The organism is Schaalia sp. 19OD2882 (assembly GCF_018986735.1).
Lineage (GTDB): Bacteria > Actinomycetota > Actinomycetes > Actinomycetales > Actinomycetaceae > Pauljensenia.
This window is the reverse complement of sequence record NZ_CP065521.1, coordinates 1,665,683-1,687,366: the sequence shown is the minus strand read 5'-3', so window position 1 is coordinate 1,687,366 and position 21,684 is coordinate 1,665,683. Positions and strand designations below refer to the sequence as shown.

Annotated in this window: 21 protein-coding genes; 20 read left to right on the top strand and 1 reads right to left on the bottom strand. The window is 67.4% G+C overall.

Going from position 1 to position 21,684, the window contains the following annotated elements:
- The first annotated feature begins 4 nt into the window (after positions 1–4).
- The 7 genes from I6B53_RS07500 (at position 5) to I6B53_RS07470 (ending at position 8,020) form a co-directional block, all read left to right on the top strand.
- Positions 5–973, top strand: coding sequence for an alpha/beta hydrolase fold domain-containing protein (locus I6B53_RS07500; protein ID WP_216763654.1), 969 nt, complete (start codon positions 5–7; stop codon positions 971–973).
- Positions 974–1,003: 30 nt separating this feature from the next.
- A complete protein-coding gene (gene caiA, locus I6B53_RS07495; RefSeq protein WP_216763653.1) occupies positions 1,004–2,137 on the top strand; it encodes a crotonobetainyl-CoA dehydrogenase in 1,134 nt (377 codons plus the stop codon).
- A gap of 29 nt (positions 2,138–2,166) precedes the next feature.
- Entirely contained in the window at positions 2,167–3,387 is a 1,221-nt protein-coding gene (gene caiB / locus I6B53_RS07490) for an L-carnitine CoA-transferase (protein WP_216763652.1), read from the top strand.
- A gap of 6 nt (positions 3,388–3,393) precedes the next feature.
- On the top strand, positions 3,394–4,989 hold the full coding sequence (locus tag I6B53_RS07485) for an AMP-binding protein (protein WP_216763651.1): 1,596 nt from the start codon (positions 3,394–3,396) through the stop codon (positions 4,987–4,989).
- Positions 4,990–5,017: 28 nt separating this feature from the next.
- The gene (locus tag I6B53_RS07480; RefSeq protein ID WP_216763650.1) at positions 5,018–5,893 is read left to right on the top strand and encodes a MaoC/PaaZ C-terminal domain-containing protein; all 876 of its coding nucleotides are present in this window, start codon (positions 5,018–5,020) and stop codon (positions 5,891–5,893) included.
- A gap of 115 nt (positions 5,894–6,008) precedes the next feature.
- Positions 6,009–7,349 (top strand): MFS transporter, encoded by a 1,341-nt coding sequence (locus tag I6B53_RS07475; protein ID WP_216763649.1) that lies wholly within the window; start codon positions 6,009–6,011, stop codon positions 7,347–7,349.
- A 2-nt stretch (positions 7,350–7,351) separates the two neighbouring features.
- A complete protein-coding gene (locus tag I6B53_RS07470; RefSeq protein ID WP_216763648.1) occupies positions 7,352–8,020 on the top strand; it encodes an MBL fold metallo-hydrolase in 669 nt (222 codons plus the stop codon).
- On the opposite strand, the gene I6B53_RS07465 is transcribed toward I6B53_RS07470, so the two are convergent.
- Positions 7,909–8,616 (bottom strand): TetR/AcrR family transcriptional regulator, encoded by a 708-nt coding sequence (locus I6B53_RS07465; protein WP_216763647.1) that lies wholly within the window; start codon positions 8,614–8,616, stop codon positions 7,909–7,911. The two genes, I6B53_RS07470 and I6B53_RS07465, sit on opposite strands and share 112 nt — an antisense overlap.
- Before the next feature lie 118 nt (positions 8,617–8,734).
- Here I6B53_RS07465 and I6B53_RS07460 point away from each other — a divergent pair, with 118 nt between their 5' ends.
- The 13 genes from I6B53_RS07460 to I6B53_RS07400 all read left to right on the top strand — a co-directional run bounded on the left by I6B53_RS07460 (position 8,735) and on the right by I6B53_RS07400 (position 21,680).
- A complete protein-coding gene (locus I6B53_RS07460; protein WP_216763646.1) occupies positions 8,735–9,496 on the top strand; it encodes an electron transfer flavoprotein beta subunit/FixA family protein in 762 nt (253 codons plus the stop codon).
- A 17-nt stretch (positions 9,497–9,513) separates the two neighbouring features.
- Positions 9,514–10,386 (top strand): electron transfer flavoprotein subunit alpha/FixB family protein, encoded by an 873-nt coding sequence (locus I6B53_RS07455; protein ID WP_216763645.1) that lies wholly within the window; start codon positions 9,514–9,516, stop codon positions 10,384–10,386.
- Between the two features lie 12 nt (positions 10,387–10,398).
- Positions 10,399–11,697: an FAD-dependent oxidoreductase gene (locus I6B53_RS07450; RefSeq protein ID WP_216763644.1), complete on the top strand. Its 1,299-nt coding sequence runs from the start codon at positions 10,399–10,401 to the stop codon at positions 11,695–11,697.
- A gap of 27 nt (positions 11,698–11,724) precedes the next feature.
- The gene (locus I6B53_RS07445; RefSeq protein ID WP_216763643.1) at positions 11,725–12,021 is read left to right on the top strand and encodes a ferredoxin family protein; all 297 of its coding nucleotides are present in this window, start codon (positions 11,725–11,727) and stop codon (positions 12,019–12,021) included.
- A 139-nt stretch (positions 12,022–12,160) separates the two neighbouring features.
- Positions 12,161–13,849 (top strand): ribonuclease J, encoded by a 1,689-nt coding sequence (locus tag I6B53_RS07440; RefSeq protein ID WP_216763642.1) that lies wholly within the window; start codon positions 12,161–12,163, stop codon positions 13,847–13,849.
- 50 nt (positions 13,850–13,899) lie between these two features.
- Positions 13,900–14,796 carry a PfkB family carbohydrate kinase gene (locus tag I6B53_RS07435; RefSeq protein ID WP_216765406.1) on the top strand — a complete coding sequence of 299 codons (897 nt, stop codon included), beginning with the start codon at positions 13,900–13,902 and terminating at the stop codon, positions 14,794–14,796.
- A gap of 107 nt (positions 14,797–14,903) precedes the next feature.
- Positions 14,904–17,801, top strand: a complete 2,898-nt coding sequence (locus I6B53_RS07430) for a DNA translocase FtsK (protein ID WP_216763641.1) — start codon at positions 14,904–14,906, stop codon at positions 17,799–17,801.
- A 9-nt stretch (positions 17,802–17,810) separates the two neighbouring features.
- Entirely contained in the window at positions 17,811–18,434 is a 624-nt protein-coding gene (pgsA, locus tag I6B53_RS07425) for a CDP-diacylglycerol--glycerol-3-phosphate 3-phosphatidyltransferase (RefSeq protein WP_216763640.1), read from the top strand.
- Between the two features lie 88 nt (positions 18,435–18,522).
- Positions 18,523–18,837 (top strand): helix-turn-helix domain-containing protein, encoded by a 315-nt coding sequence (locus I6B53_RS07420; RefSeq protein WP_216763639.1) that lies wholly within the window; start codon positions 18,523–18,525, stop codon positions 18,835–18,837.
- Between the two features lie 17 nt (positions 18,838–18,854).
- Positions 18,855–19,091 (top strand): DUF3046 domain-containing protein, encoded by a 237-nt coding sequence (locus I6B53_RS07415; RefSeq protein ID WP_216763638.1) that lies wholly within the window; start codon positions 18,855–18,857, stop codon positions 19,089–19,091.
- A 222-nt stretch (positions 19,092–19,313) separates the two neighbouring features.
- Positions 19,314–20,435, top strand: coding sequence for a recombinase RecA (recA, locus tag I6B53_RS07410; protein WP_216763637.1), 1,122 nt, complete (start codon positions 19,314–19,316; stop codon positions 20,433–20,435).
- Between the two features lie 19 nt (positions 20,436–20,454).
- Positions 20,455–21,084 (top strand): regulatory protein RecX, encoded by a 630-nt coding sequence (locus tag I6B53_RS07405; RefSeq protein WP_216763636.1) that lies wholly within the window; start codon positions 20,455–20,457, stop codon positions 21,082–21,084.
- Between the two features lie 47 nt (positions 21,085–21,131).
- Positions 21,132–21,680, top strand: a complete 549-nt coding sequence (locus I6B53_RS07400) for a CinA family protein (RefSeq protein ID WP_216765405.1) — start codon at positions 21,132–21,134, stop codon at positions 21,678–21,680.
- Positions 21,681–21,684 lie beyond the last annotated feature (4 nt).

Genomic DNA, 21,684 nt, shown 5'->3' with positions numbered 1-21,684 from the left:
CACCGTGGGACACAAGTACGACGTGCCCGCACTGTGGTGCGAGCAGATGGGACGGGTGGTCGACACCCAGAACGAACTCGCCGAAGGCGCCTACGTCACCGGGCAGAGCCTGCAGGAGATGCGTCAGGCCTACCGCACCGAACGCGCCTTCTGGAACGAGGGCGGCCCCGAGGTCCCCCTGACGGTGGACCGCAAGGTTCCCACGCGCCACGGCCACGTGCGGGTGCGTTCGTACCGACCCGGCGACCAGGGCTCCCTCGCCCTCATCGTGTACGTGCACGGAGGAGGGTGGGTCATCGGTGACGTGGACACCCACGACCGCATCACTCGCACCCTGTGCCACCTGACAGGGGCGGTGGTCGCCAGCATCGACTACACCTTGGCACCCGAGGCGCGCTTTCCCCACCAGATCGAGGAATGCCGCGACGTGGTCGCACACATCCGCCGGCACGCCGACGAATGGGGCATCGACCCGGCGGACGTCTCCTTCGCGGGCGACTCCGCCGGGGCCAACATGGCAGCGGCGACCATGCTCATGATGCGCGACGAAGGCTCCCTTCCCAGCGCCCGCAGCATGCTCCTGTTCTACGGCGCCTACGGGCTCAAGGACTCCATGTCCATGCGCCTGTTGGGCGGACCCTGGGACGGCCTGACCGAGGACGACTACCGCTACTACCTCGACCAGTACTTCGCCTCCCCGGCCGACGCCGACCACCCGCTGTTCAACATCCTCGCCAACGATCTCAGCTGCGGTGTGCCGCCCTGCCACGTGGTCGCGGCGGGACTCGACCCCCTGCGGGACGACTCGCGCACCCTGGCCGAAATGCTCACCCTGGCAGGCGTCCCCCACCTCTTGACCGAGGTCGAGGGCGTCATCCACGGATTCCTCCACCACTCGAAGATGCTCGACCAGACCATGGAGGTCCTCGCCCAGGCCGCGCACTTCCACCTCGAACACCCTCTCGACCGCTGAACCGGCCCACACGCCCGAAGGAGACATGACATGGATTTCTCACTGTCCGAAGACCAGCAACTCATGGTGGACGCCTTCACCGAACTCATGCGTTCACGCGCGTGGGACTCCTACTTCCACGAGTGCGACGAGAAGCACGAGTACCCCATCGAATGGACCCAGGCCATCTGTGAACTCGGCTTCGACCGGATCCTCCTGCCCGAGGAGCACGACGGCCTGGGCGCCGACTGGGTGACGCTGACCGCCGCCTACGAGGCCCTCGGCCGCGAGGGCGGCCCCACGTACGTGCTCTACCAGCTGCCGTGTTGGGACACGGTGCTGCGTGAGGGCACCGAGGAGCAGAAGGAGAAGATCCTCTCCTTCGTCGGCTCCGGCAAGCAGATGCTCAACTACGCCATGACGGAGCCCTCGGCGGGATCCTCGTGGGACGACATGCGCACCACATACACGCGCAAGGACGGCAAGGTCCACCTCAACGGCCACAAGACCTTCATCACCTCCTCCCTGCACGTGCCCTACCTGGTGGTCATGGCGCGAGACTCGGAGAACATGGACACCTACACCGAGTGGTTCGTCGACATGAGCCTGCCGGGCATCACCAAGGAACCCCTGCACAAGCTGGGCCTGCGCATGGACTCGTGCTGCGACGTCTACTTCGACGACGTCGTCCTGGAGGAGAAGGACCTCTTCGGCACCGAAGGAAACGGCTTCCGCCGTGGGGTCGCCGACTTCGACCTGGAGCGTTTCCTCGTGGCCCTGACCAACTACGGGCAGGCCTATTGCGCCTTCGAGGACGCCGCCAAGTACGCGAACCAGCGCATGCAGGGCGGCCAGGCCATCGCCCGCCACCAGCTGATCCAACTGAAGTTCGCCGAGATGAAGATCCACCTGACGAACATGCGCAACATGCTCTACGAGATCGCGTGGAAGCACGACCACGGGCTGCTCTCGCGCGGCGACTGCTCGATGGCCAAGTTCCACTGCTCGCAGGCCTCCTTCGAGGTAGTCGACCGGGCCCTTCAGGTCCTGGCGGGCGTGGGCATCACCGGGGACCACCGCGTCCAGCGCTTCTACAGGGACCTTCGCGTCGACCGCATCTCAGGTGGCACCGACGAAATGATGATCCTCACCGCAGGCCGCTCCGCCCTGTACCCGTACCGCTGAGCCGATTCGACCCAGGAAAGGACTGCACCATGGCACTTCCCACCGAGAAGCCCTCATTCGGCGTCCTGGACGGCGTGAAGGTCGTCTACTCCGCCGTCGAGATCGCGGCCCCCACAGCCGCGGCCATCATGGGCGAATGGGGCGCCGACGTCACGTGGATCGAGAACGTGTGGAGCGGCGACTCGATGCGCGACACGACGTGGGTCAAGGAAATGGAACGGCGCAACATGCGCTCCATCTCCATGAACCCCTTCACCGACGAAGGCAAGGAAGCCCTGCGCGCCATCATCAAGGACGCGGACATCTTCATCGAGTCCTCCAAGGGCCCCATGTACGCACGCAAGGGCATCACCGACGAGTTCCTCTGGGAGGTCAACCCGAAGCTCGTCATCGTCCACGTGTCGGGATTCGGCCAGTGGGGTGACGACTCCCAGGTGAACTCGGCGGCCTACGACCTCACGGTGGCGGCCTACGCGGGCATCGTCGCCCAGAACGGGTCCGCCGACCAGCCGATGAACATCTCCCCGTACCTGGGTGACTACATCAACTCGCTGATGATCATCTCCTCGTCGCTGGCCGCGCTGCACCGCGTGGGCGTGACCGGCCGGGGTGAGAGCATCGACATGGCGATGTACGAGACCTTGCTGCGGGTCGGCACCTACTACATGATGGACTTCATGAACGCGGGGATCACCTACCCGCGTCCGGGAGCCCGCCACCAGAACCTGTGCGGAATCGGCATCTACGAATGCAAGGACGGGTACATCGGCCTGTGCCTGTACGGCGTCTCGCAGAACAAGTACCTGCTGGAGACGATCGGCCTGGGCGAACTGTGGGGCACCGAGGACTACCCGGAGGGCACCTCCGCCCTGTGGCTGTCCAGCCCCAAGGCGGACCTCATCCAGGACACGCTGGAAGCCTGGCTCAAGACCCAGTCCAAGCACGAGGTCCAGGCGGACTTCGTGGCGCACCGGATCGCCGCCCAGGTGGTCAACGAGTTCCCGGACATCCTTGCCGCCGACCACGTCAAGGCCCGCGAGTGCTTCATCGAGTGGGAAAAGGCCGACGGCGGCCGCGTCATGGGGCTGAACACCTTCCCGAAGTTCGCCCGCAACCCGGGAGCCTTCTGGCGGCCGATGCCGGCACTGGGTGCGGACACCCGCGACGTGCTGACGCGCGCGGGCTATGCGCCCGAGGAGATCGACGCACTCATCGCGTCGGGCACCGTCAAGACGGACGACGGGGACTGACCTGCCGTGTCCGACTCGACATTCGTGCCGGAGAACACGACGGTGCCGCAGCTGTGGGCACGGCAGGTGGAGGCCAGGGGTGACCACGAGTTCCTCGTCTTCGAGGACGCGTACTCGCACGAGGTCAGCCGCTTCACCTACCGCCAGTTCGACGTGCTGGTCAACCAGTGCGCGAATGCGCTCGCAGCCTGCGGAGTCGTCGAGGGCACCCGGGTGGCGCTCCACCTCGACAACCGTGTCGAGTTCGTCGAGTGCCTCCTTGCCCTGGCGAAGATGGGTGCTGTGGCCGTGCCCGTCGACGCCACCTCCGTGCCGGTCGAGTTGGCCCGCATCCTTGACCTGAGTGCTTCGGACACGCTCATCACGTGCCAGGACACTTTCGAGAGGGTGCGTGCCTGTCTGCCGCCCGACCTCCGCCGGGTCCTCGTGACCGGGCGGAGGCGGTCGGGCCAGGGTGTCCCAGGCCTCGGGGACGAGGGCGGGACCACACCCGTGCTACCCCTGTGGGAGATCGCCGCACGTCAGAGCGAGGTCTTCGACGACCCGGCCCCCCTGGACCCGCAGGACCTGTGCGCAATCCTCTTCACCTCGGGCACGACCTCGGCGCCCAAGGGCGTGATGATCACCCACGCGAACGTCGTCTTCTCCGGCAACTTCGTCAACTGGGAACTGGACATGAACCCCGAGGACCGTTACATGACCTCCATGGTGGCGGCCCGGGTGAACTTCCAGCTTTCTGCCCTGGCCCCGGTGCTGACCATCGGCGCAACCATCATCATGCTCTCGCACTACCGGGCGAGCTGCTTCTGGAAGCAGGCGCGCGCACACCGGGCGACCCTGGTCCAGGGGATGGCGATGATCGTGTCGACCATGTTGCGCCAAGAGGTCGACCCGATGGAGCGCGACCACAGCGTGCGCGAGATGCACTACTTCCTGCCCCTGTGCACCCGGGACAAGGAAGCCTTCGAAGAACGCTTCGGTGTCACCCTGCTCAACAACTACGGGTCCACCGAATGCCTCATCGGCGCCGTCACCGATCCTCCCCACGGGCCGCGCCGCTGGCCCGCAGTGGGCAAGGCCGCCCCCGGGTACCGGATCCGGGTCGTCGACGAGGCCGGGCATGACCTTCCCGACGGAGAGGTGGGGGAGCTTCTCCTGCACGGGGTCCCCGGAGTCAGTCTCATGGCGGGCTACTGGGACGACCCCGAGGCCACCGCCGAGGTGCTCGACGCCGACGGCTGGTACAGGACCCACGACTACGCCTACGTGGAGGACGGCTGGGTCCACTTCGTCGACCGGCGGGTCGACCTCATCAAACGCTCCGGGGAATCGGTTTCGTCGGCAGAGGTCGAGAGCGTGATCGCCGAGATCCCCGGAGTGTGCGAAACCGCCGTCATCGGCATCCCGGACGACGTGCGCGGCCAGGCCGTCAAGGCCTTCGTCGTCGCCGTCCCCGACGCCGGCCTCGACGCCGTGGCGGTCATCGACCACTGTGCACACCACCTTGCCGCTTTCAAGGTGCCGAGCATCGTCGAATTCGTCGACGACCTGCCGCGAGGCGCCTACGGCAAAGTCCAGAAGAACCTGCTGACACCCCAATGACACCGACCCCATGAAAGGACAGTGAACGATGGCGATCAACACCGAGATGGTCGGCCAGACCTTCGGCCCCTTCGTCCGCGACTACACCTTCCGCGACCTGGAGCTCTTCGCCCTGGGCTGCGGCGCCGGAATCGACGGCAAGGACGGCCTCGAATACCTCAACGAGCACGACGAGAGGGACCCCAAGCTCAAGGTCCTTCCCATGTTCGGAGCCATGCTCATCGTCGACTCCGAGGTGACCCGCACCATCGACTACGGCTACAACTACGCCGGTTCCCTGCACTGGGGATTCGACATCACCTTCCACCGTCCCATCACCAAGATGAGCGACCACCTGGAGACCAAAGTGCGTCTCGAAGGCCTCTACGACCGCGGAGAGGGCCGTGGCCTGCTGGCCCAGCACATCGGCGACACCTACGACTCCGACGGGAATCTGCTCTTCACCAACGAGTCCTGGGACTGCCTCATCTACGACGGCGGCTGGGGAGGCCCCAAGCCCCCCAAGGACATCGTCGACATGCCCGAGCGCCCTGCCGACGTAGAGGTGGTGGAGACCATCCCGGAGAACCAGGCCCTCATCTACCGCCTTTCCGGCGACTACCACCCCCAGCACATCGACTGGGACTACGCCGCCGAGAACGGCGAGCCCCGCCCGATCCTCCACGCAATCTCCTACGCAGGCGTCGTCATGCGCCACGCGATCAACGCCTTCGTCCCCGGCGAGCCCGAGCGGATCTTGCGCTTCAAGACCCGCATCACCTCACCCGTCCACCCGGGCTCGACCCTGAAGACCCGGCTGTGGAAGGTCGGTGAAGGCGAACTGCGCTTCGCCCTCGTCGACGTCGACGCCGAAGAGACCGGCGCCAAGCCCCACCTGAACTGGGGAATCATCGAGTTCCGCTGACCGGCGGGCAGGGCAGCACACCCGCCCTGCAGTGGCGCGGGAGAGTCTTCTCTCCTCGCACTCTCCCGCGCCACACCCCTGGCCACCGCACGACACGCACCATGAACGGAGGGACATGACCGCGAAGGACGACGAGCCCGTCATCGACCTCGAGGACCTCGAGATGACGCCGCTGCTGCGGCGCGTCATCGTCTTCTCCTCAGGCGGCCCCTTCCTGGAGGGCTACGTCCTGTCCATCATCGGCGTCGCCCTGGGAGCCGTGGGCACCGACCTGGTCCTGGACGCCCACTGGAGCGGCCTGCTCGGGGTGGCGGCCCTGGCCGGGCTCTTCCTCGGCGCCTCCGTGGGGGGCTGGGTCACCGACCTCATCGGGCGACGCAAGATGTTCGTCATCGACCTCATCGTCATTGCCGTCCTGTCGATCCTGTGCGCCCTCGTGTCCAGCCCCGTCCCCCTGGTGGTCCTGCGCTTCCTCATCGGAGTGGCAGTCGGAGCCGACTACCCGATCGCCACCTCGATGATCGTCGAATTCTCGCCCCGCAAGCACAGGGCGGCCGCCATGGGTGTCATCGCCGCCGCGTGGTACCTGGGCGCCAATGTGGCGGCCCTGGTCGGCTTCGCCCTGGTCGAGGTGTCCCACGGGTGGCGCTACATGCTGGCCTCGTCGGCCATCCCGTGCATCCTCATCCTGGTCGGTAGGTGGAACATCCCCGAATCCCCCAGGTGGCTGGTGTCCAAGGGACGCATCGAGGAGGCCAAGGCGATCGTGCGTGAGACCTTGGGCGCCAACGTCCGTCTTCCCCAGGACGAGGACGCCCAGACCACCTCCGTGATGAAGGTCCTCCACGGCGTCTACCTCAAACGCGTCATCTTCATCGGTGTCATCTGGCTGTGCCAGGTCATCCCCATGTTCGCCCTGTACACCTACGGCCCTCAGATCATCAGCGCCGTCGGGTTGGGCGAGGGACGCTACGTCCTGCTCGGGGAACTGGTCATCGGCACCTTCTTCATGCTCGGCACCTTCCCCGCCATGTACCTGTGCGAGAGGATCGGCCGCCGCCCCCTCATCATCTGGTGCTTCGCCGGCATGACTGTGGCACTGGCAGTCATCGGATTCTGGCCGGGTGCAGGAATCGGCCTGGTCATGGGCTGCTTCATCTCCTACGCCATCCTCTCCGGCGGGCCCGGCAACCTCGAATGGCTCTACCCCAATGAACTCTTCCCCACGGAGATCCGCGCCACCGCCATGGGCTTTGCCATGTCCCTCAGCCGAATCGGCACCGTCATCTCCATCTACGTGCTGCCGGGCTTCATCGACGAACACGGAATCTCCACCACACTGCTGGCCGGTGCGGGGATCTCCGCCCTGGGCCTGGTCACCTCACTCATCTGGGCGCCCGAGACGCGCGGATACACTCTCGCGCAAACCGGATCTCCAGATTTCAGGGGGCGTTGACCATGTACACCATCGAACGTCGAGTCCTCGGCTCGTGGAAAGCCGTCTGCTACGCGATCACGAATGACGAAGGCACCCTGGTCATCGACCCCGGGGCGCAGGCCGAGGAGGTCCTCGAATGGCTGGAGGGCAAGAACGTCGTCGGCGTGGTCATCACCCACTGTCACTGCGACCACATCGGCGCCGTCAACGAAGTCGTCGAGGCCCACGGCTGCTGGGTGGCCTGCGGTGTCGACGACGTCGACGGGGTGGCGGACCTGCACCGCTCGGGCTTCGACGACGAAGGCATCGACTACACCGTCGACCACATCGATCGCCCCCTTGCCGAGGGGGACGAGATCCGATGGGGCGCAGACGCCCTCAAGGTCCTGCACACCCCCGGTCACACGCCGGGCAGCATCTGCCTGCTCGACGAGGCCCGCGGGATCCTCTTCACCGGCGACATGCTCTTCGCCGGTGCCATCGGCTCCACCCAGTACGTGCTGGGCAACGACCGGGACATGAGGTGCTCATGTGCCCGTCTTGCCCAGATGGACCCGGCGCTGGTCGTCCTTCCCGGTCACGGGCGGGAGACGACACTGGGTGCGGAGGCCGCCATGCTGAGGATGGTCTCGGCGGTGTCCTTCGGCGAGTCCGACCAGTCCAACTGCCGGGAGGGCTCATGGTGGTGAAGCTGGTCGGAGACCAGGTCCGCGACATAGGCGGGGACCTTCTCCAGGAAACACTCGATGAAGTCGTCGCGCAGGCAGAAGGTGCGCATGAGGACGCTGCCTTCGATGGCGTCCAGCAGACGCACCAGCGACGTGTTGCGCGGCAACTCCCCATTGACCTTGAAGTCCCACAGGCGCTCGCGGATTGCCGACAGGGGTTTGACGAACACGTCCTCGTAGATGCGGCAGATCACCGGGTCCTCGGCGTTGCCGGCCTCGACGAAGAGGCGGCGCATGGCCGAACGGTTCGGTCCCAGGTACTCGCGCAGACGGAACTCGGCCTCGTTGACGAGGATCTCCTCGGGGGACTCGCCCACGGGTCCGGGACACACGACCAAAGTAGCGAAGGACTGGCGAAGCAACTCGTCACGGTCACTCCAGCGCGAGTACAGGCTGGACTTGCCGACCCCTGCGGCTGCCGCGATCTTCGTCAGGTTGAAACCGGTCCATCCGACTTCGCCGTACAGGTCCAGGGCCGTGCGGTGGATCCGTTCCTCCAACTGGGGGTCACGAGGGCGACCGGGCCTGGAGGACCCGACGAGCACATAAGGGATCACTGCGTGCACTCCTTCCTCGGGGGCTGCTCTCGGACGATTCTAACGACTGCCGTGACCCTCCTCACGGGATCGACGATCCACACACCACCGAGTACACCTCGTGAAGAAAGGAAAAACGATGAGTATTCTCGTCGCCTACAAGTACGCCGCGAATCCGCAGGATGCCTCGGTCGACGCCTCCGGCGTCGTCGACTGGTCCCGCGCCAAGGCGGCAATCTCCGAGTACGACCCGGTTGCCGTCCAGGTCGGGCGTGACCTGGCCGACTCCCTCGGCACCGAGCTCGTCGGCATCTCGGTCGGCTCCTGCGCCGTGTCCTCCTCCATGGCGAAGAAGGGCGCCCTCTCGCGCGGCATGGACCGGGCCCTGGTCGTCGCCGAGGACGAGACCGCCACGTGGAACGCCACCCGGGTGGCCAGCGCCCTGGCGGGCCTGGTGGCCAAGGCAGGAGATGTCAGCCTGGTCCTGGCAGGGGACTCCTCCGTGGACGAGTCCGCGAAGATCGTTCCCACGCTGCTTGCAGGTTTCCTCGGATGGCCCTGCTTCCAGGAGGTCACCGCAGTCACGGGAGGTGACGGGCAGTGGTCCATCACGCAGAGCGTCGCCGGCGGCACCCGCACCGTGAGCATCACCGGGCCCGTCGTCGTGGCCGTGGCCACCGACGCCGCACCCGTCAAGGTCCCCGGCATGAAGGACATCCTTGCCGCCGGCAAGAAACCCCTTGAGGTGGTACCGGCCGCCGACCTCGACCTGGCAGAGGTCACCCTGGAGACCACCGGGCGGGCCAAGCCCGTGGCCGAGACCCGCCGCAACGAGGTCTTCAGCGGGGACGACGCTCCCGCCCAGCTCGTCCAAGCCCTGCGCAACGCCGGCGCGCTCTGAGGAAGGAAAAAGGAACAATGACGAACACATGGATCCTCACCACTGACGAGCGCATCGCCCACCTCGTCGACACCGCTGCGGCGATCGAGGGGACCACCACCGTCCTCGTCGTGGCCCCCTCCGCGCCGGCAATGGGCGGCGTGGACCGCGTCGTCCACCTGCCCGTGGCCGAGGACGTCCCCGCCGAGGCCCTCGCCGTCGCCGTCGCCGACCTGGTGGCGGGCGCCGAGGTCGACCTGGTCCTCGTGCCCAACAGGCCCGCCGAACGCTCCTTCGCCGGCGCGGTTGCCGCGCGCCTGGCCCTGCCCGTCCTCGTCGGCGCCACCACGGTGGCGGCCGGCTCGGCCCAGGTCGCCCGCTACGGCGGACTGAGCATCGAGTCGGTCTCCTACCCCCGCGCCGTCCTCGTCCTCGAAGGAGGCGCAGCCGCTGGTTCCGGCGACGCACCCGTGGACACCCACGAGGCCACTCCCGCCGCCGCCCGCATCACCAGCGTCCAGCCGGCAACCTCCGGCCCCGCAAACCTGGCCGCCGCGCGCCGCATCGTGGCCTGCGGCCGTGGATTCAAGGCCGAGGAGGACCTGGCACTTGCCCGCGCCCTCGCTGACGCGGTCTCCGGCGAGATCGCCTGCTCGCGTCCGCTGGCCGAGGGCACCGCGTGGCTGAGCAAGGACCGCTACATCGGTGTCTCCGGCATCCACGTCTCCCCGGAGGTCTACTTCGCCTTGGGCATCTCCGGCCAGGTGCAGCACACCTCCGGCATGAGCGGCTCCAAGGTGGTCGTGGCCGTCAACACGGACGCGAACGCCCCGATTTTCCAAATGGCCGACTACGGCATCGTCGGCGACCTGTACGAGGTCGTGCCCGCGATCACGGCGGCCCTTTCCTGAAACGAGCCCGACATGTCCCAAGAAGTCGACTTCGAGGTCATCGTCATCGGGGGAGGGGTGGCGGGCGCGGTCTGCGCCCACACCCTTGCCCAACACGGACGAGAAGTCCTCCTCATCGAACGCGGCGCGGAGCCGGGATCGAAGAACCTGTCCGGCGGCGTCTTCTACTGCCGAGTCATGGAACAGGTCTTCCCCGGATTCGTCGACGTCGCGCCCGTCGAGCGCAGGATCACCCGGAACTGCGTGAGCTTGGTCAATCCCGGATCCCACGTCACCATCGACTACTGGGACAAGCGTCTGGCCGAACCCGTCAATGCGGTGTCGGTCCTGCGCGCCAAACTCGACGCGTGGCTGCTGGAGCAGTGCGAAGAGGCCGGGGTCACCGTCATGCCCGGCGTGCGGGTCGACAGCCTCATCGTCGACGGCGGGCGGGTCGTCGGCGTGCGCGCCCACGAGGACGAGTTGCGCTGCCACGTGGTGGTGGCCGCCGACGGGGTGAACTCCTTCATCGCCAGGCAGGCGGGGATCCGCACCAAGGAGCCCATGAAGCACCTGGCCCTGGGCGTCAAATCCGTCATCGGCTTGGACCGCACTGTCCTGGAGGACCGCTTCCACGTGCGCGGCAACGAGGGCGCCGCCTACGCGATGGTCGGGGACTGCACGCAGGGTGTGGCAGGCGGCGGATTCCTCTACACCAACGACGAGTCCGTCTCCATCGGCGTCGTCATGCGACTCGACGACTTGGAGAAGTCGGGGCTGTCCTCCTCGGACATCCACGACCACCTGCTGGCCCACCCGGCCATCGTGCCGCTCATCGAAGGTGGGACGCTGCTGGAGTACGGGTGCCACCTCACCATCGAGGACGGCCCGGCGATGACCTCCCACGACCTGACCCGTCCGGGCCTGGTCATCATCGGTGACGCTGCCGGATTCACGCTGAACACGGGGCTGACGATCCGCGGCATGGACCTGGCGGCAGGATCGGCGCTGGCAGCGGCCGAGGCGATCCGGCGAGCCCTTGACGCCGGTGACTTCACCCAGGCAGCCATGGACGAGTACCGCAGGCAGCTCGACGCGGGTTTCGTCGGCAAGGACATGGCGACCTACTCCAGGACTCCCGCCTTCCTGGAACGCCCGCGCATGTACACCGACTACGGGCAACTGGCCGCAGACGTGTTCCACGGGGTCTTCAACCACGACCTGACCCCCAGGCGTCGCATGCTTCGGGTCGGACTGGACGCCCTGAAGGCCTCACGGGTGAAACTCACCGAGGTCATGGGGGACGCCCTGGCCGGTGTACGGGCCCTGTGAACGGCATCGTCGAGAGGAATGGGAACAATGGCTGAATTCGTCATCGACTCGGTGCCGGCCAGGCTGGCCGGCAACACGTACAACCTCGACGAGGACGAGTCCCACATCGAAGTCGACCAGGAGCTGGCCCGGCGCACGGGCGCCGGAAAGCTGCTCGAACGCATCTGCCCGGCCCACGTGTACACGGTCGAGGCCGACGGGACCGTCTCCGTCGAGTACGCGGCGTGCCTGGAATGCGGAACCTGCCTGGCCATGGCCCCCGACGGAGTGCTCAAGTGGCACTATCCGCGGGGAAGCTTCGGAATCATGTTCCGCGAAGGATGAACTCTTGCGGGCGCGGTTTCCCCGGGCCGCGCCCGCAAGTCCCCCCTCGCACACGCCGCGCCGCCGGAGTCGGCAAACACCGGCCGGGGCGGCCCCGCCCTCGTCAACGGGGTAGGGGCGGGCAAGTAGGATCGAGTCCATGAAGCCTCTGTACGAAAACCTGTCCGAGCCTGCACCGCTGGCCCAGGGCGCCCTGCGTGTCATCCCCCTGGGTGGTCTTGGCGAGGTCGGACGCAACATGAACGTCCTGGAGCACCAGGGCAAATTGCTCATCATCGACTGCGGCGTCCTCTTCCCCGAGGAGTACCAGCCCGGCGTCGACCTGATCCTGCCGGACTTCTCGTGGATCCGCGACCGCATGGACGACGTCGTGGGACTGGTCCTGACCCATGGGCACGAGGACCACATCGGGGCCGTGCCCTACCTGGCGATGCTTCGCGACGACATCCCCACATACGGCTCCGCCCTGACCTTGGCCTTCACCGAACCCAAACTCAAGGAACACCGCCTGCCCGACGCCGACATGCACGTCGTCGAGGGCGGTGACCGGGTGAGGATCGGCCCCTTCGACGTCGAGTTCGTCTCGGTCACCCACTCCATCCCGGACGCCTTGGCCGTGTGCGTGCGCACCGATGCCGGCACCGTGCTGGTCACCGGGGACTTCAAGATCGACCACCTGCCCATGGACGGGCGCCCCACCGACTTGCAGGCCTTGGCCCGCATCGGAGAGGAAGGGGTCGACCTGTTCATGGTCGATTCGACGAACTCCGAGATTCCCGGGTTCATCCCCTCCGAACGGGAGATCGGCCCCGTCCTGGACCGCCTGGTGGCTGAAGCCACCGGACAGGTGGTCGTCGGGTCCTTCGCCAGTCATGTCCACCGCGTCCAACAGGTCCTCACGGCAGCCCACAAGGCCGGACGCAAAGTGGCACTGGTGGGCCGTTCGATGGAACGCAACATGCGCATCGCCCAGGAACACGGCTACCTCACCGTCCCGCAGGGACTGTTGGTCGACCCGGCAGACCTCAACGAGTTGCCGGCGCAGGAGCGCCTGTGGATGGTCACCGGATCGCAGGGAGAGCCCATGGCCGCCATGGCGCGCCTGAGCGTGGGCAACCACCGCTTCGTCCACCTGGAGGCCGGAGACACCGTGATCTTCGCGGCCTCGCTGATCCCCGGCAACGAAACGGATGTCAACCGTGTCATCAACGACCTCACGCGCATGGGGGCGAAGGTGTTCCACCGCGGCAATGCGAAGGTGCATGTCTCCGGCCACGCCTGCCAGGGAGAGCTGCTCACCTTCTACAACATCGTGCGTCCCGTCAACGTCATGCCCGTGCACGGGGAGGTCCGACACCTGGTGGCCAACGGGCAACTGGCGGTCAAGACCGGCGTGCGCGCATCGAACATCGCCTTGGCGGACGGCGGGGTGACCGTCGACCTGAAGGACGGAGCGGTGCGCATCTCCGGGCAGGTGCCCTGTGAACGCGTCTACGTCGACGGGCGTTCCATCGGCGAGATCTCCGAGGACGAATTGGCCCAGCGCCGCACGCTGGCCTCCGAAGGTTTCGTGTCGATCCACGCCGTGGTCGAGACCAGCACAGGCACCGTCCTGTCCGAGCCCTTCATCAAGGCCGTCGGCATGGCGGAGGACCCGGCCGTCTTCGACGAGATCCGCCCTGAACTGGTCCAGGCACTGCGCGACGCCACCGTGCCGGGCGTCGACGCCCACACCTTGCAGCAGGTCATGCGGCGGGTCCTGGGACGGTGGGTCGCCAAACGTCTGCGGCGTCGACCGATGATCGTCCCCGTCGTCGTGGAGCAGTGAGGTCCGTGGGCCGTTTCATCTCGACGCATTCGGTGGTCCTCATCCTTCCGATGAAGATCGACCGCCTTCCCGACCGCGGCGGGTCCGTCAAGGCCTCTGCCGCCATGTCCCGCCCAGGCAGCGGCTTCACCACCTTGTCGGCCGCCGCCGCCATGGGCGTCTCCGCTGCGGCGGCCTCCCCTTTGGGGACCGGGCCCAACTCCTACACGGTGCGCCAGCAGCTGGCCGAAGCCGGGGTGCGTATTCTCACCGAGGAACTGGTCGGCGACATCGGTGTGGGAATCCAGCTCATCGAGGCCGACGGGTCGATGACGGCGGTGGTCACCGCGGGTGTGGAGTCGGAGCCTTCCCGCGCTGCGCTGGACGCAATCGTCCTGCAGCCCGGCGACGTCATCCACATCTCCGGGGTCGACCTCACCTCGCCCGCCTCCGCCGTGGCCTTGGCCGGATGGGGTGCGGGTCTGCCCTCCTCGGTCCGCCTGGTCGTCTCGATCTCCCCGGCGGTCAACCAGGTTCCCTTCTCCGCTTGGCAGCAACTGCTGCGACGCGCCGACGTGGTGACGATGAACATTCGCGAGGCCGCCGCCCTGACGAAGAACCTGTCGAAGATGGAGGCCGGTACGGGGGTGCGTCACCTCATGCGCCCCGAATCCACGCTGGTCAGACGCCTGGGTGTCATGGGCTGCGAGGTGCAGACGGGCATCGACCAGGAACGCGTCCAGATTCCCGCCTTCACCTCCGACACCGTGGACACCGCCGGTGTGGCCGACACCCATGTGGCCGTCATGTGCGCGGCGATGCTCGAAGGCAAGGACATGGTGGAGGCCTGCCGTTGGGCAAATGCGGCGGCCGCCATCGCCATCTCGCACGAGTCGGCCCTGCCGGTGCCCACGCGCAGCCAGGTCGAGGCGGTCCTGGAACACGGCGGTGTGCCCGAGCAGGAGTGACCTCCGGTGGCCGGGGCCCTGGCGCCGGCGACATGACTCACCCTTGGTGACGAGGGCGGCGCGCCAACAGGCCGATGCCGTGTCTTCGCGATAGCGTCGGAGACATCATGGCCTCGAAGTCGACACCCAAGAAATCAGGCGCCCAGGCGCGCAAGTCCTCTGCTGCGGCAGGGGGCGCCACCCAGGCGCGCCCGAGCGCGGCGGCCTCGGCGGCGGGCGGCTTGGCCGCGTTCTTCTCGGCCTGCGGGCGCTTCGCGCGCGCCACATGGCAGGCATGGCGGGCCGTGGACCCCCAGGTCAAACGCGATGCGTTGGCGTTCGTGGCCATCGCAGTGGCGGTGTTGGTGGCTCTTCGGGAGTGGTTCGGAATCTCCGGGGCTGCCGGAGATGTCATCCACCACATGTCGGCGGGCTCGGTCGGAATCTTCTCCGTGGTCCTGCCGCTGGTCCTCCTGGCCCTGTCGGTGGAACTCTTCCGTGCACGCGCGGGCACCCACGCCCTGCCGCACCACGTGGCCGGTGGCGCCGGAATCACCACGGCCCTTGCCGGTCTGGTCCATGTGACGAAGGGAAACCCGCCCTTCGACCCGGTCGAGGGCATCGAAGCGGCCGGGGGAGTGATCGGTTGGTTCATTGCCCGCCCCCTCACCCACCTCCTGTCCCCGTGGGGGGCGGCGGCGCTCCTCGTCCTGCTGCTCGTGTACTCGCTGTTGCTGGCCACCCGCACGCGTGTGGCCGAGGTTCCGCAGCGCCTGCGCGCCCTCGTCGCCGCGCTTGCCGGGGACGCCAAGCGCGCCTCGGCCGAGGAGTCCCCGGCCCAGGCGCGCAAGCGGATCCGCCGCGAATCGCGCCAGGGGCTGGCAGCGGGGGAGGACCCCTTCCTCGACTCCTATGACGGGGACGAATCCTTCCGCAATGCCGTGGACACTGCTCCCGGCCCCGCCGCCGCAGGCGCCGACCCGGCGGCTCCTCCCACCCCGGTGCTTCCCACCATCCCCGTCCGGGAGGCCACACCGGCCAAGGGAGTCACGGAGGTCCTCGGCGAGGTCGAGTGTCTGACCCGCACCGAGGACGACTGGCAGGACGAGGGCGTGGCGGTGCCGCCCGCTTCCGCGGGCGCACCCTCGGTGCCAGGTGCGGCCGCCTCGGGCACGGAACTGGCGCCCCCGCCCGTCACCGACGAACCGGGCGACTCCTACCAGGACGCCCTGGACGCGGACCTGGCGTACGCGCTGCCCACCGAGGACTTCCTCATCAAGGGCGCCCCCCACATGACCCGCTCGGCCGTCAACGACCAGGTCGTCCAGGCCCTCCAGCAGGTCTTCGCCGAGTTCAACGTGGACGCCAAGGTCACCGGCTTCTCCCGGGGCCCCACCGTCACCCGCTACGAGGTGGTCCTGGGGCCGGGCGTGAAGGTGGACCGCCTGACGAACCTGTCGAAGAACATCGCCTACGCGGTGGCCAGCGCGGACGTGAGAATCCTGGCTCCCATTCCTGGAAAGAGCGCCATTGGCGTCGAGATTCCCAACGCCGACCGCGAAACCGTCGCCCTGGGCGACGTCCTGCGCAGCGGCGCGGCCAAACGGAACCAGCATCCGCTGGTCGTCGGGGTGGGCAAGGACGTCGAAGGCGGCTACGTCGTCACGAACCTGGCCAAGACCCCGCACCTGCTGGTGGCCGGCCAGACGGGCTCGGGCAAGTCGAGTTTCGTCAACTCGATGATCACCTCGATCATGATGCGCGCCACCCCGCGCCAGGTCCGCATGATCCTCGTGGACCCCAAGCGCGTCGAACTCACCATCTACGAGGGCATCCCCCACCTCATCTCGCCGATCATCACCGATCCGAAGAAGGCCGCGGAGGCCCTGGAGTGGGTGGTGCGAGAGATGGACGCCCGCTACGACGACTTGGCCACCTACGGCTTCAAACACGTCGACGACTTCAACAAGGCGATCGAGGCCGGACAGGTCACCGCCCTGCCGGGGCTCGACCGGAAGTTGCGGCCCTACCCGTACCTGCTGGTCGTCGTTGACGAGTTGGCGGACCTCATGATGGTGGCCCCGCGCGACGTGGAAGCCTCCATCCAGCGCATCACCCAGTTGGCGCGCGCGGCCGGCATCCACCTGGTCCTGGCCACCCAGCGTCCCTCCGTCGACGTGGTCACGGGCCTCATCAAAGCCAATGTGCCCTCCAGGTTGGCATTTGCGACCTCGTCCCTGACGGACTCGCGTACGATCCTCGACCAGCCGGGCGCTGAGAAGCTCATCGGCCAGGGTGACGCCCTGTACCTGCCGGCGGGCGCCGGCAAGCCGATGCGTGTCCAGGGTGCCTGGGTGACCGAGTCTGAGATCCACCAGGTCGTCCAGCACGTGAAGTCGCAGATGGAGGCCTCCTACAGGGAGGACGTCGTCGCCCCTGCCCAGACGAAGAAGGTTGCTGAGGACATCGGCGACGACTTGGACGACCTGCTGCAGGCGGCCGAACTGGTCGTGTCGACCCAGTTGGGCTCGACCTCGATGCTCCAACGCAAACTGCGCGTGGGATTCGCTCGCGCCGGGCGACTCATGGACCTGTTGGAGTCGCGGGGTGTCGTCGGGCCTTCGGAGGGCTCCAAGGCCCGTCAGGTGCTCGTCCAACCCGAGCAGTTGCCGGAGGTCCTGGCCATGCTGCGCGGGGAGACCCAGCCGGCTCCCGCCCCCGTGCCGCCGGCACCTGCCGAGTCCGCCTCCGGCGCCCCCGACCTCGCGTCGCCTCCGCCTCCGATGCCGCCGTCGATCCCCCCGTCGCAGGCCACGACAGAGGTCCTCGATCCGGATCCGACTCGTGTGGTTCCGCAGGTGTCCAGGGAGTCCGATCCGGCGATCCCGGTGCTCCCGGAGGATCCTTTCGTCGGCGACGAGGACGACGACCCGTACGCAGGTCACGACTTCGGTGGGGCACATCCACACTGGGTCGATGAAGAACCGGACGAGGGTGAGGACGCCTGGCAGCTGACGGGCCGGTAGGATTCGAGTATGGGCGCTCTTCACGTACGAGGCGGCAGCACCGACCCCGCGGGGCTGGTGAACCTGCCGAACTTTCTCACGGTGTTGCGGCTGCTCCTGGTGCCGGTCTTCATCTGGCTCATGCTGCAGCCGGGAACGATGATGCGATGGGCCGCTCTGGGCGTCTTCATCCTTGCCTCCCTCACGGACTTCCTCGACGGTCAGATTGCGCGTGCGCAGGGACTGGTCACCGATTTCGGAAAGATCGTCGACCCCATCGCCGACAAGGCCCTGACGCTGGGGGCCTTCGTCATGCTCTCCCTGGACACGGAATTGAGCCCGTGGTGGGTGACGATCCTGGTGGCCGTGCGCGAACTCGGCATCACCCTCATGCGGATGGTCCTGTTGCGGCGCGGAGTCGTCGTGGCCGCCAACGCCGGTGGAAAGCTCAAGACGGTCTTGCAGATGGCGTTCATCATTGCGCTGCTGGTGCCGTGGGGTGCGCTGGTCCCGCGCGCGATCCTGGAGTGGATTGCGCTGCCCGTGTACATCTTGGGCGGGGTCATGGTGGCCGTCACCGTCTGGTCGGGCCTGGTCTACGTCCTGGAGGTGTGGAAGTCCTCACGAGGGCGGGGCGCCGCGGATCAAAGTTGAGTCCCAGGGACGCAACCCACAGAGTTTTCACAGGCCCGACACGTGGTCTCGGAGTGCATTTCCGGCCGTGGTCGCCTACAGTCGAAGCATGACTCAGACCCGCCCCGCCGTGCCGTTGCTGCGAACCGAGATCGGTGACGTGCTGCGCGCGCTTCGTCAGCACCAGGGGCGCACACTGCGTGAAGTCTCCTCTCAGGCGCAGGTCTCGTTGGGCTACCTCTCCGAGGTCGAGCGCGGGCAGAAGGAGGCCTCCTCCGAACTGCTCGACGCAATTTGCGGCGCTCTGGGTGTGCCCCTGTGGTTCGTCCTGCGGGAGGTCTCGGACCGGATGGCCGTGGCAGACGGCAGTGTCCTGCCCGCACCCGCTCGGGTCGACATGGTCCCCGTGGCCCTGATCTCCTGACCTCTGGGTCGCCTCACGTGAAGCTCTCCGAGTTCTGGGCGGCGGTCGATGCCGTCCACGGCCCGGTGCTCGGACGCTCCCACGCCACCGATCTGCACCTTCCGCACCTCGGGGCCACTGCCGTCGAGGCGCTGCAACGCGGGGACGACCCGCGCCTGGTGTGGCAGGAGTACGTCCGCGAGACCGACGCCGACGAGTCGGCACTGTGGATCCACCGGGTGGATCCGAAGGACCGCCGACGTCCTCGTCACTGACCCTGTGGACACGCCGCGCCACCCACATGCATCGAACAGGTGTTCTGTCCTATTCTTGTGCGCGGACGACAACCGCCCCCCCGTCCACAGGCATTGGGGGAGACGGTTCCAGATGTGGGTGGTCGCACGTACCGTCGTCCGTGTCCCCTCGGAGAGGGGGGACGCTCCCGCTGACCAGGACAGGCACAGGGCCGGAGAGGCCCACGACGACAGGAGACACCCATGGCCGCACCCCGCAAGTCCGCCCCCGCTTCCGCCGGAAACGACAGGAACAAGGCCCTTGAGGCTGCGCTGTCCCAGATCGACAAGCAATTCGGCAAAGGCTCCGTCATGCGTCTGGGTGACGACACCCGCCCGCCCGTCCAGGTGATCCCCACCGGTTCCCTGGCACTCGACGTGGCCTTGGGCATCGGCGGCCTGCCGCGCGGCCGTGTCATCGAGGTCTACGGCCCTGAATCCTCCGGCAAGACCACCGTCGCCCTGCACGCCGTTGCCAACGCCCAGAAGGCGGGCGGCAACGCCGCCTTCATCGACGCCGAGCACGCCTTGGACCCTGTCTACGCGCGCGCCTTGGGAGTCGACACCGACTCCCTGCTGGTCGCCCAGCCCGACACGGGCGAGCAGGCTCTGGAGATCGCCGACATGCTCATCCGATCCGGCGGAATCGACATCATCGTCATCGACTCGGTTGCGGCACTGGTCCCCAAGGCCGAGATCGAGGGCGAAATGGGCGACTCCCATGTCGGCCTGCAGGCGCGCCTCATGAGCCAGGCGCTGCGCAAGATCACCGGCGCCCTGTCCGCCACGGGCACCACCGCCATCTTCATCAACCAGCTGCGCGAGAAGATCGGCGTCTTCTTCGGTTCCCCGGAGACCACCACCGGTGGCAAGGCCTTGAAGTTCTACGCCTCCGTGCGCATCGACGTGCGCCGCATCGAGACCCTCAAGGAGGCCGGCGCCCCCGTCGGCAACCGCACCCGCGCCAAGGTCGTCAAGAACAAGATGGCCCCACCTTTCAAGCAGGCCGAGTTCGACATCGTCTACGGGCGCGGCATCTCCCGTGAGGGTTCGATCATCGACATGGGTGTGGACGCCGGCATCATCCGAAAGTCCGGCTCCTGGTTCACCTACGGGGACGACCAATTGGGCCAGGGCAAGGAGAACGTCCGACAGTTCCTGGTCGACAACCCGGAGCTGGCCAACGAGATCGAGCAGAAGATCCTCATCCACCTCGGAGTCGGGGAAGCCGCCGCTCGCGCCGCCGAGGAGGAGGCGCGTGCCGAGGCCGGGAAGGCGAAGTCCCGCGGCAAGGCGATCGACCCTTCTGAAGACGCAGGCTTCTGACCGGGCAGGGGTGCCTGCCGTGGTGAAGTACCTGGACCCTGAGGACCATCCCGAACTCGGTCAGGATGAGTGCTCCACCGGCCTCTCGCCGGAGGAGCGTGCCCGCCGCATGCGCGAGCGCAACGCCGCCCTCACCGGAGCCGAGGCGGTGGAGGCCGCCCGGGAGGTGGCCCTGCGACAGCTCGACTCCCGAGCGCGCTCCAGCGCCCAACTGCGTACGGCGATGACGTCGCGCGGGTTTTCCGACGAGGTCTCCGACGAGGTCATCGAACGTCTGACCCGAGTGGGCCTGGTGGATGACGGCGCTTACGCGACCGCCCTCGTGAGGGAGCGATTCGCCGCCTCTGGAAAGGTCGGACGTGCACTGGCCGAGGACCTTCGACGCAAGGGCATCACAGGAGAACTCGCCGAGCGGGCCATGGCCGACATCGACCGGGAGGACGAGGTCGAACGCGCCCGGGAACTGGTCGAGCGCAAGCGGCGCTCACTGTCCGGCGCACCTCGTGAGGTGGCTTGGCGGCGCCTGAGCGGCGCGCTTGCCCGGAAGGGTTATTCGGGGTCGGTGATCTCCTCCGTCGTGGCCGAGGCGCTGGCACGATGGGGTGAAGAGAGCGGAGAAAGTGACGACCAAACGGAGGACTGGGCATGAGCCGGGACGCGCGTGGTGACCACGAGCAGGCGGAGCCGCTGGAGCCCATGGAACAGGCCGACAGGCCGGACCCGGCCTCGCTCATCGCGCGATTGGCCGCCCTCGGCATGAGCGTGGCCACCGCCGAGTCCCTCACTGGCGGGGCCCTGTGCGCGCGCCTGGTCGACGTGCCCGGTGCCTCGGCAGTCCTACGGGGAGGAATCTGCTGTTACGCCACCGACCTGAAGGCCACTTTGCTGGGAGTCGAAGAGCATCTCCTCGCCCGTCGCGGTCCAGTCGACCGCGAGGTGTGTCTCGCCATGGCGCGGGGCGCCCGCAGACTCACGGGAGCTGACCTCGCACTGGCCACCACAGGGGTCGCCGGCCCGGGACCAGCCGATGGCCATCCTGCCGGAACCGTCCATGTGGCCCTCGTGTGGAAAGACGGCTGGGACCACCGGGAACTGCACCTGTCCGGGGATCGCAATCGCGTGCGTGAAGGGAGTGTCGATGCGGCACTGCACCTGTTGGCCAATGCCCTTGGCGCCTTCGACCAGGGTGTGTCGACCGAGATGGCAGCACATGGTCGACACGAAGTCCTCCAAGAGTTCGAGTAGGCTC

Bases quoted from the DNA above. Each gene is read 5' to 3' on its own strand.
- I6B53_RS07475 (WP_216763649.1), top strand. From the start codon at position 6,009: ATGACCGCGAAGGACGACGAGCCCGTCATCGACCTCGAGGACCTCGAG.
- I6B53_RS07460 (WP_216763646.1), top strand. From the start codon at position 8,735: ATGAGTATTCTCGTCGCCTACAAGTACGCCGCGAATCCGCAGGATGCC.
- caiA (WP_216763653.1), top strand. From the start codon at position 1,004: ATGGATTTCTCACTGTCCGAAGACCAGCAACTCATGGTGGACGCCTTC.
- I6B53_RS07420 (WP_216763639.1), top strand. From the start codon at position 18,523: ATGACTCAGACCCGCCCCGCCGTGCCGTTGCTGCGAACCGAGATCGGT.
- caiB (WP_216763652.1), top strand. From the start codon at position 2,167: ATGGCACTTCCCACCGAGAAGCCCTCATTCGGCGTCCTGGACGGCGTG.
- recA (WP_216763637.1), top strand. From the start codon at position 19,314: ATGGCCGCACCCCGCAAGTCCGCCCCCGCTTCCGCCGGAAACGACAGG.
- I6B53_RS07455 (WP_216763645.1), top strand. From the start codon at position 9,514: ATGACGAACACATGGATCCTCACCACTGACGAGCGCATCGCCCACCTC.
- I6B53_RS07435 (WP_216765406.1), top strand. From the start codon at position 13,900: ATGAAGATCGACCGCCTTCCCGACCGCGGCGGGTCCGTCAAGGCCTCT.
- I6B53_RS07430 (WP_216763641.1), top strand. From the start codon at position 14,904: ATGGCCTCGAAGTCGACACCCAAGAAATCAGGCGCCCAGGCGCGCAAG.
- I6B53_RS07445 (WP_216763643.1), top strand. From the start codon at position 11,725: ATGGCTGAATTCGTCATCGACTCGGTGCCGGCCAGGCTGGCCGGCAAC.
- I6B53_RS07400 (WP_216765405.1), top strand. From the start codon at position 21,132: ATGGAACAGGCCGACAGGCCGGACCCGGCCTCGCTCATCGCGCGATTG.
- I6B53_RS07440 (WP_216763642.1), top strand. From the start codon at position 12,161: ATGAAGCCTCTGTACGAAAACCTGTCCGAGCCTGCACCGCTGGCCCAG.
- I6B53_RS07450 (WP_216763644.1), top strand. From the start codon at position 10,399: ATGTCCCAAGAAGTCGACTTCGAGGTCATCGTCATCGGGGGAGGGGTG.
- pgsA (WP_216763640.1), top strand. From the start codon at position 17,811: ATGGGCGCTCTTCACGTACGAGGCGGCAGCACCGACCCCGCGGGGCTG.
- I6B53_RS07480 (WP_216763650.1), top strand. From the start codon at position 5,018: ATGGCGATCAACACCGAGATGGTCGGCCAGACCTTCGGCCCCTTCGTC.
- I6B53_RS07470 (WP_216763648.1), top strand. From the start codon at position 7,352: ATGTACACCATCGAACGTCGAGTCCTCGGCTCGTGGAAAGCCGTCTGC.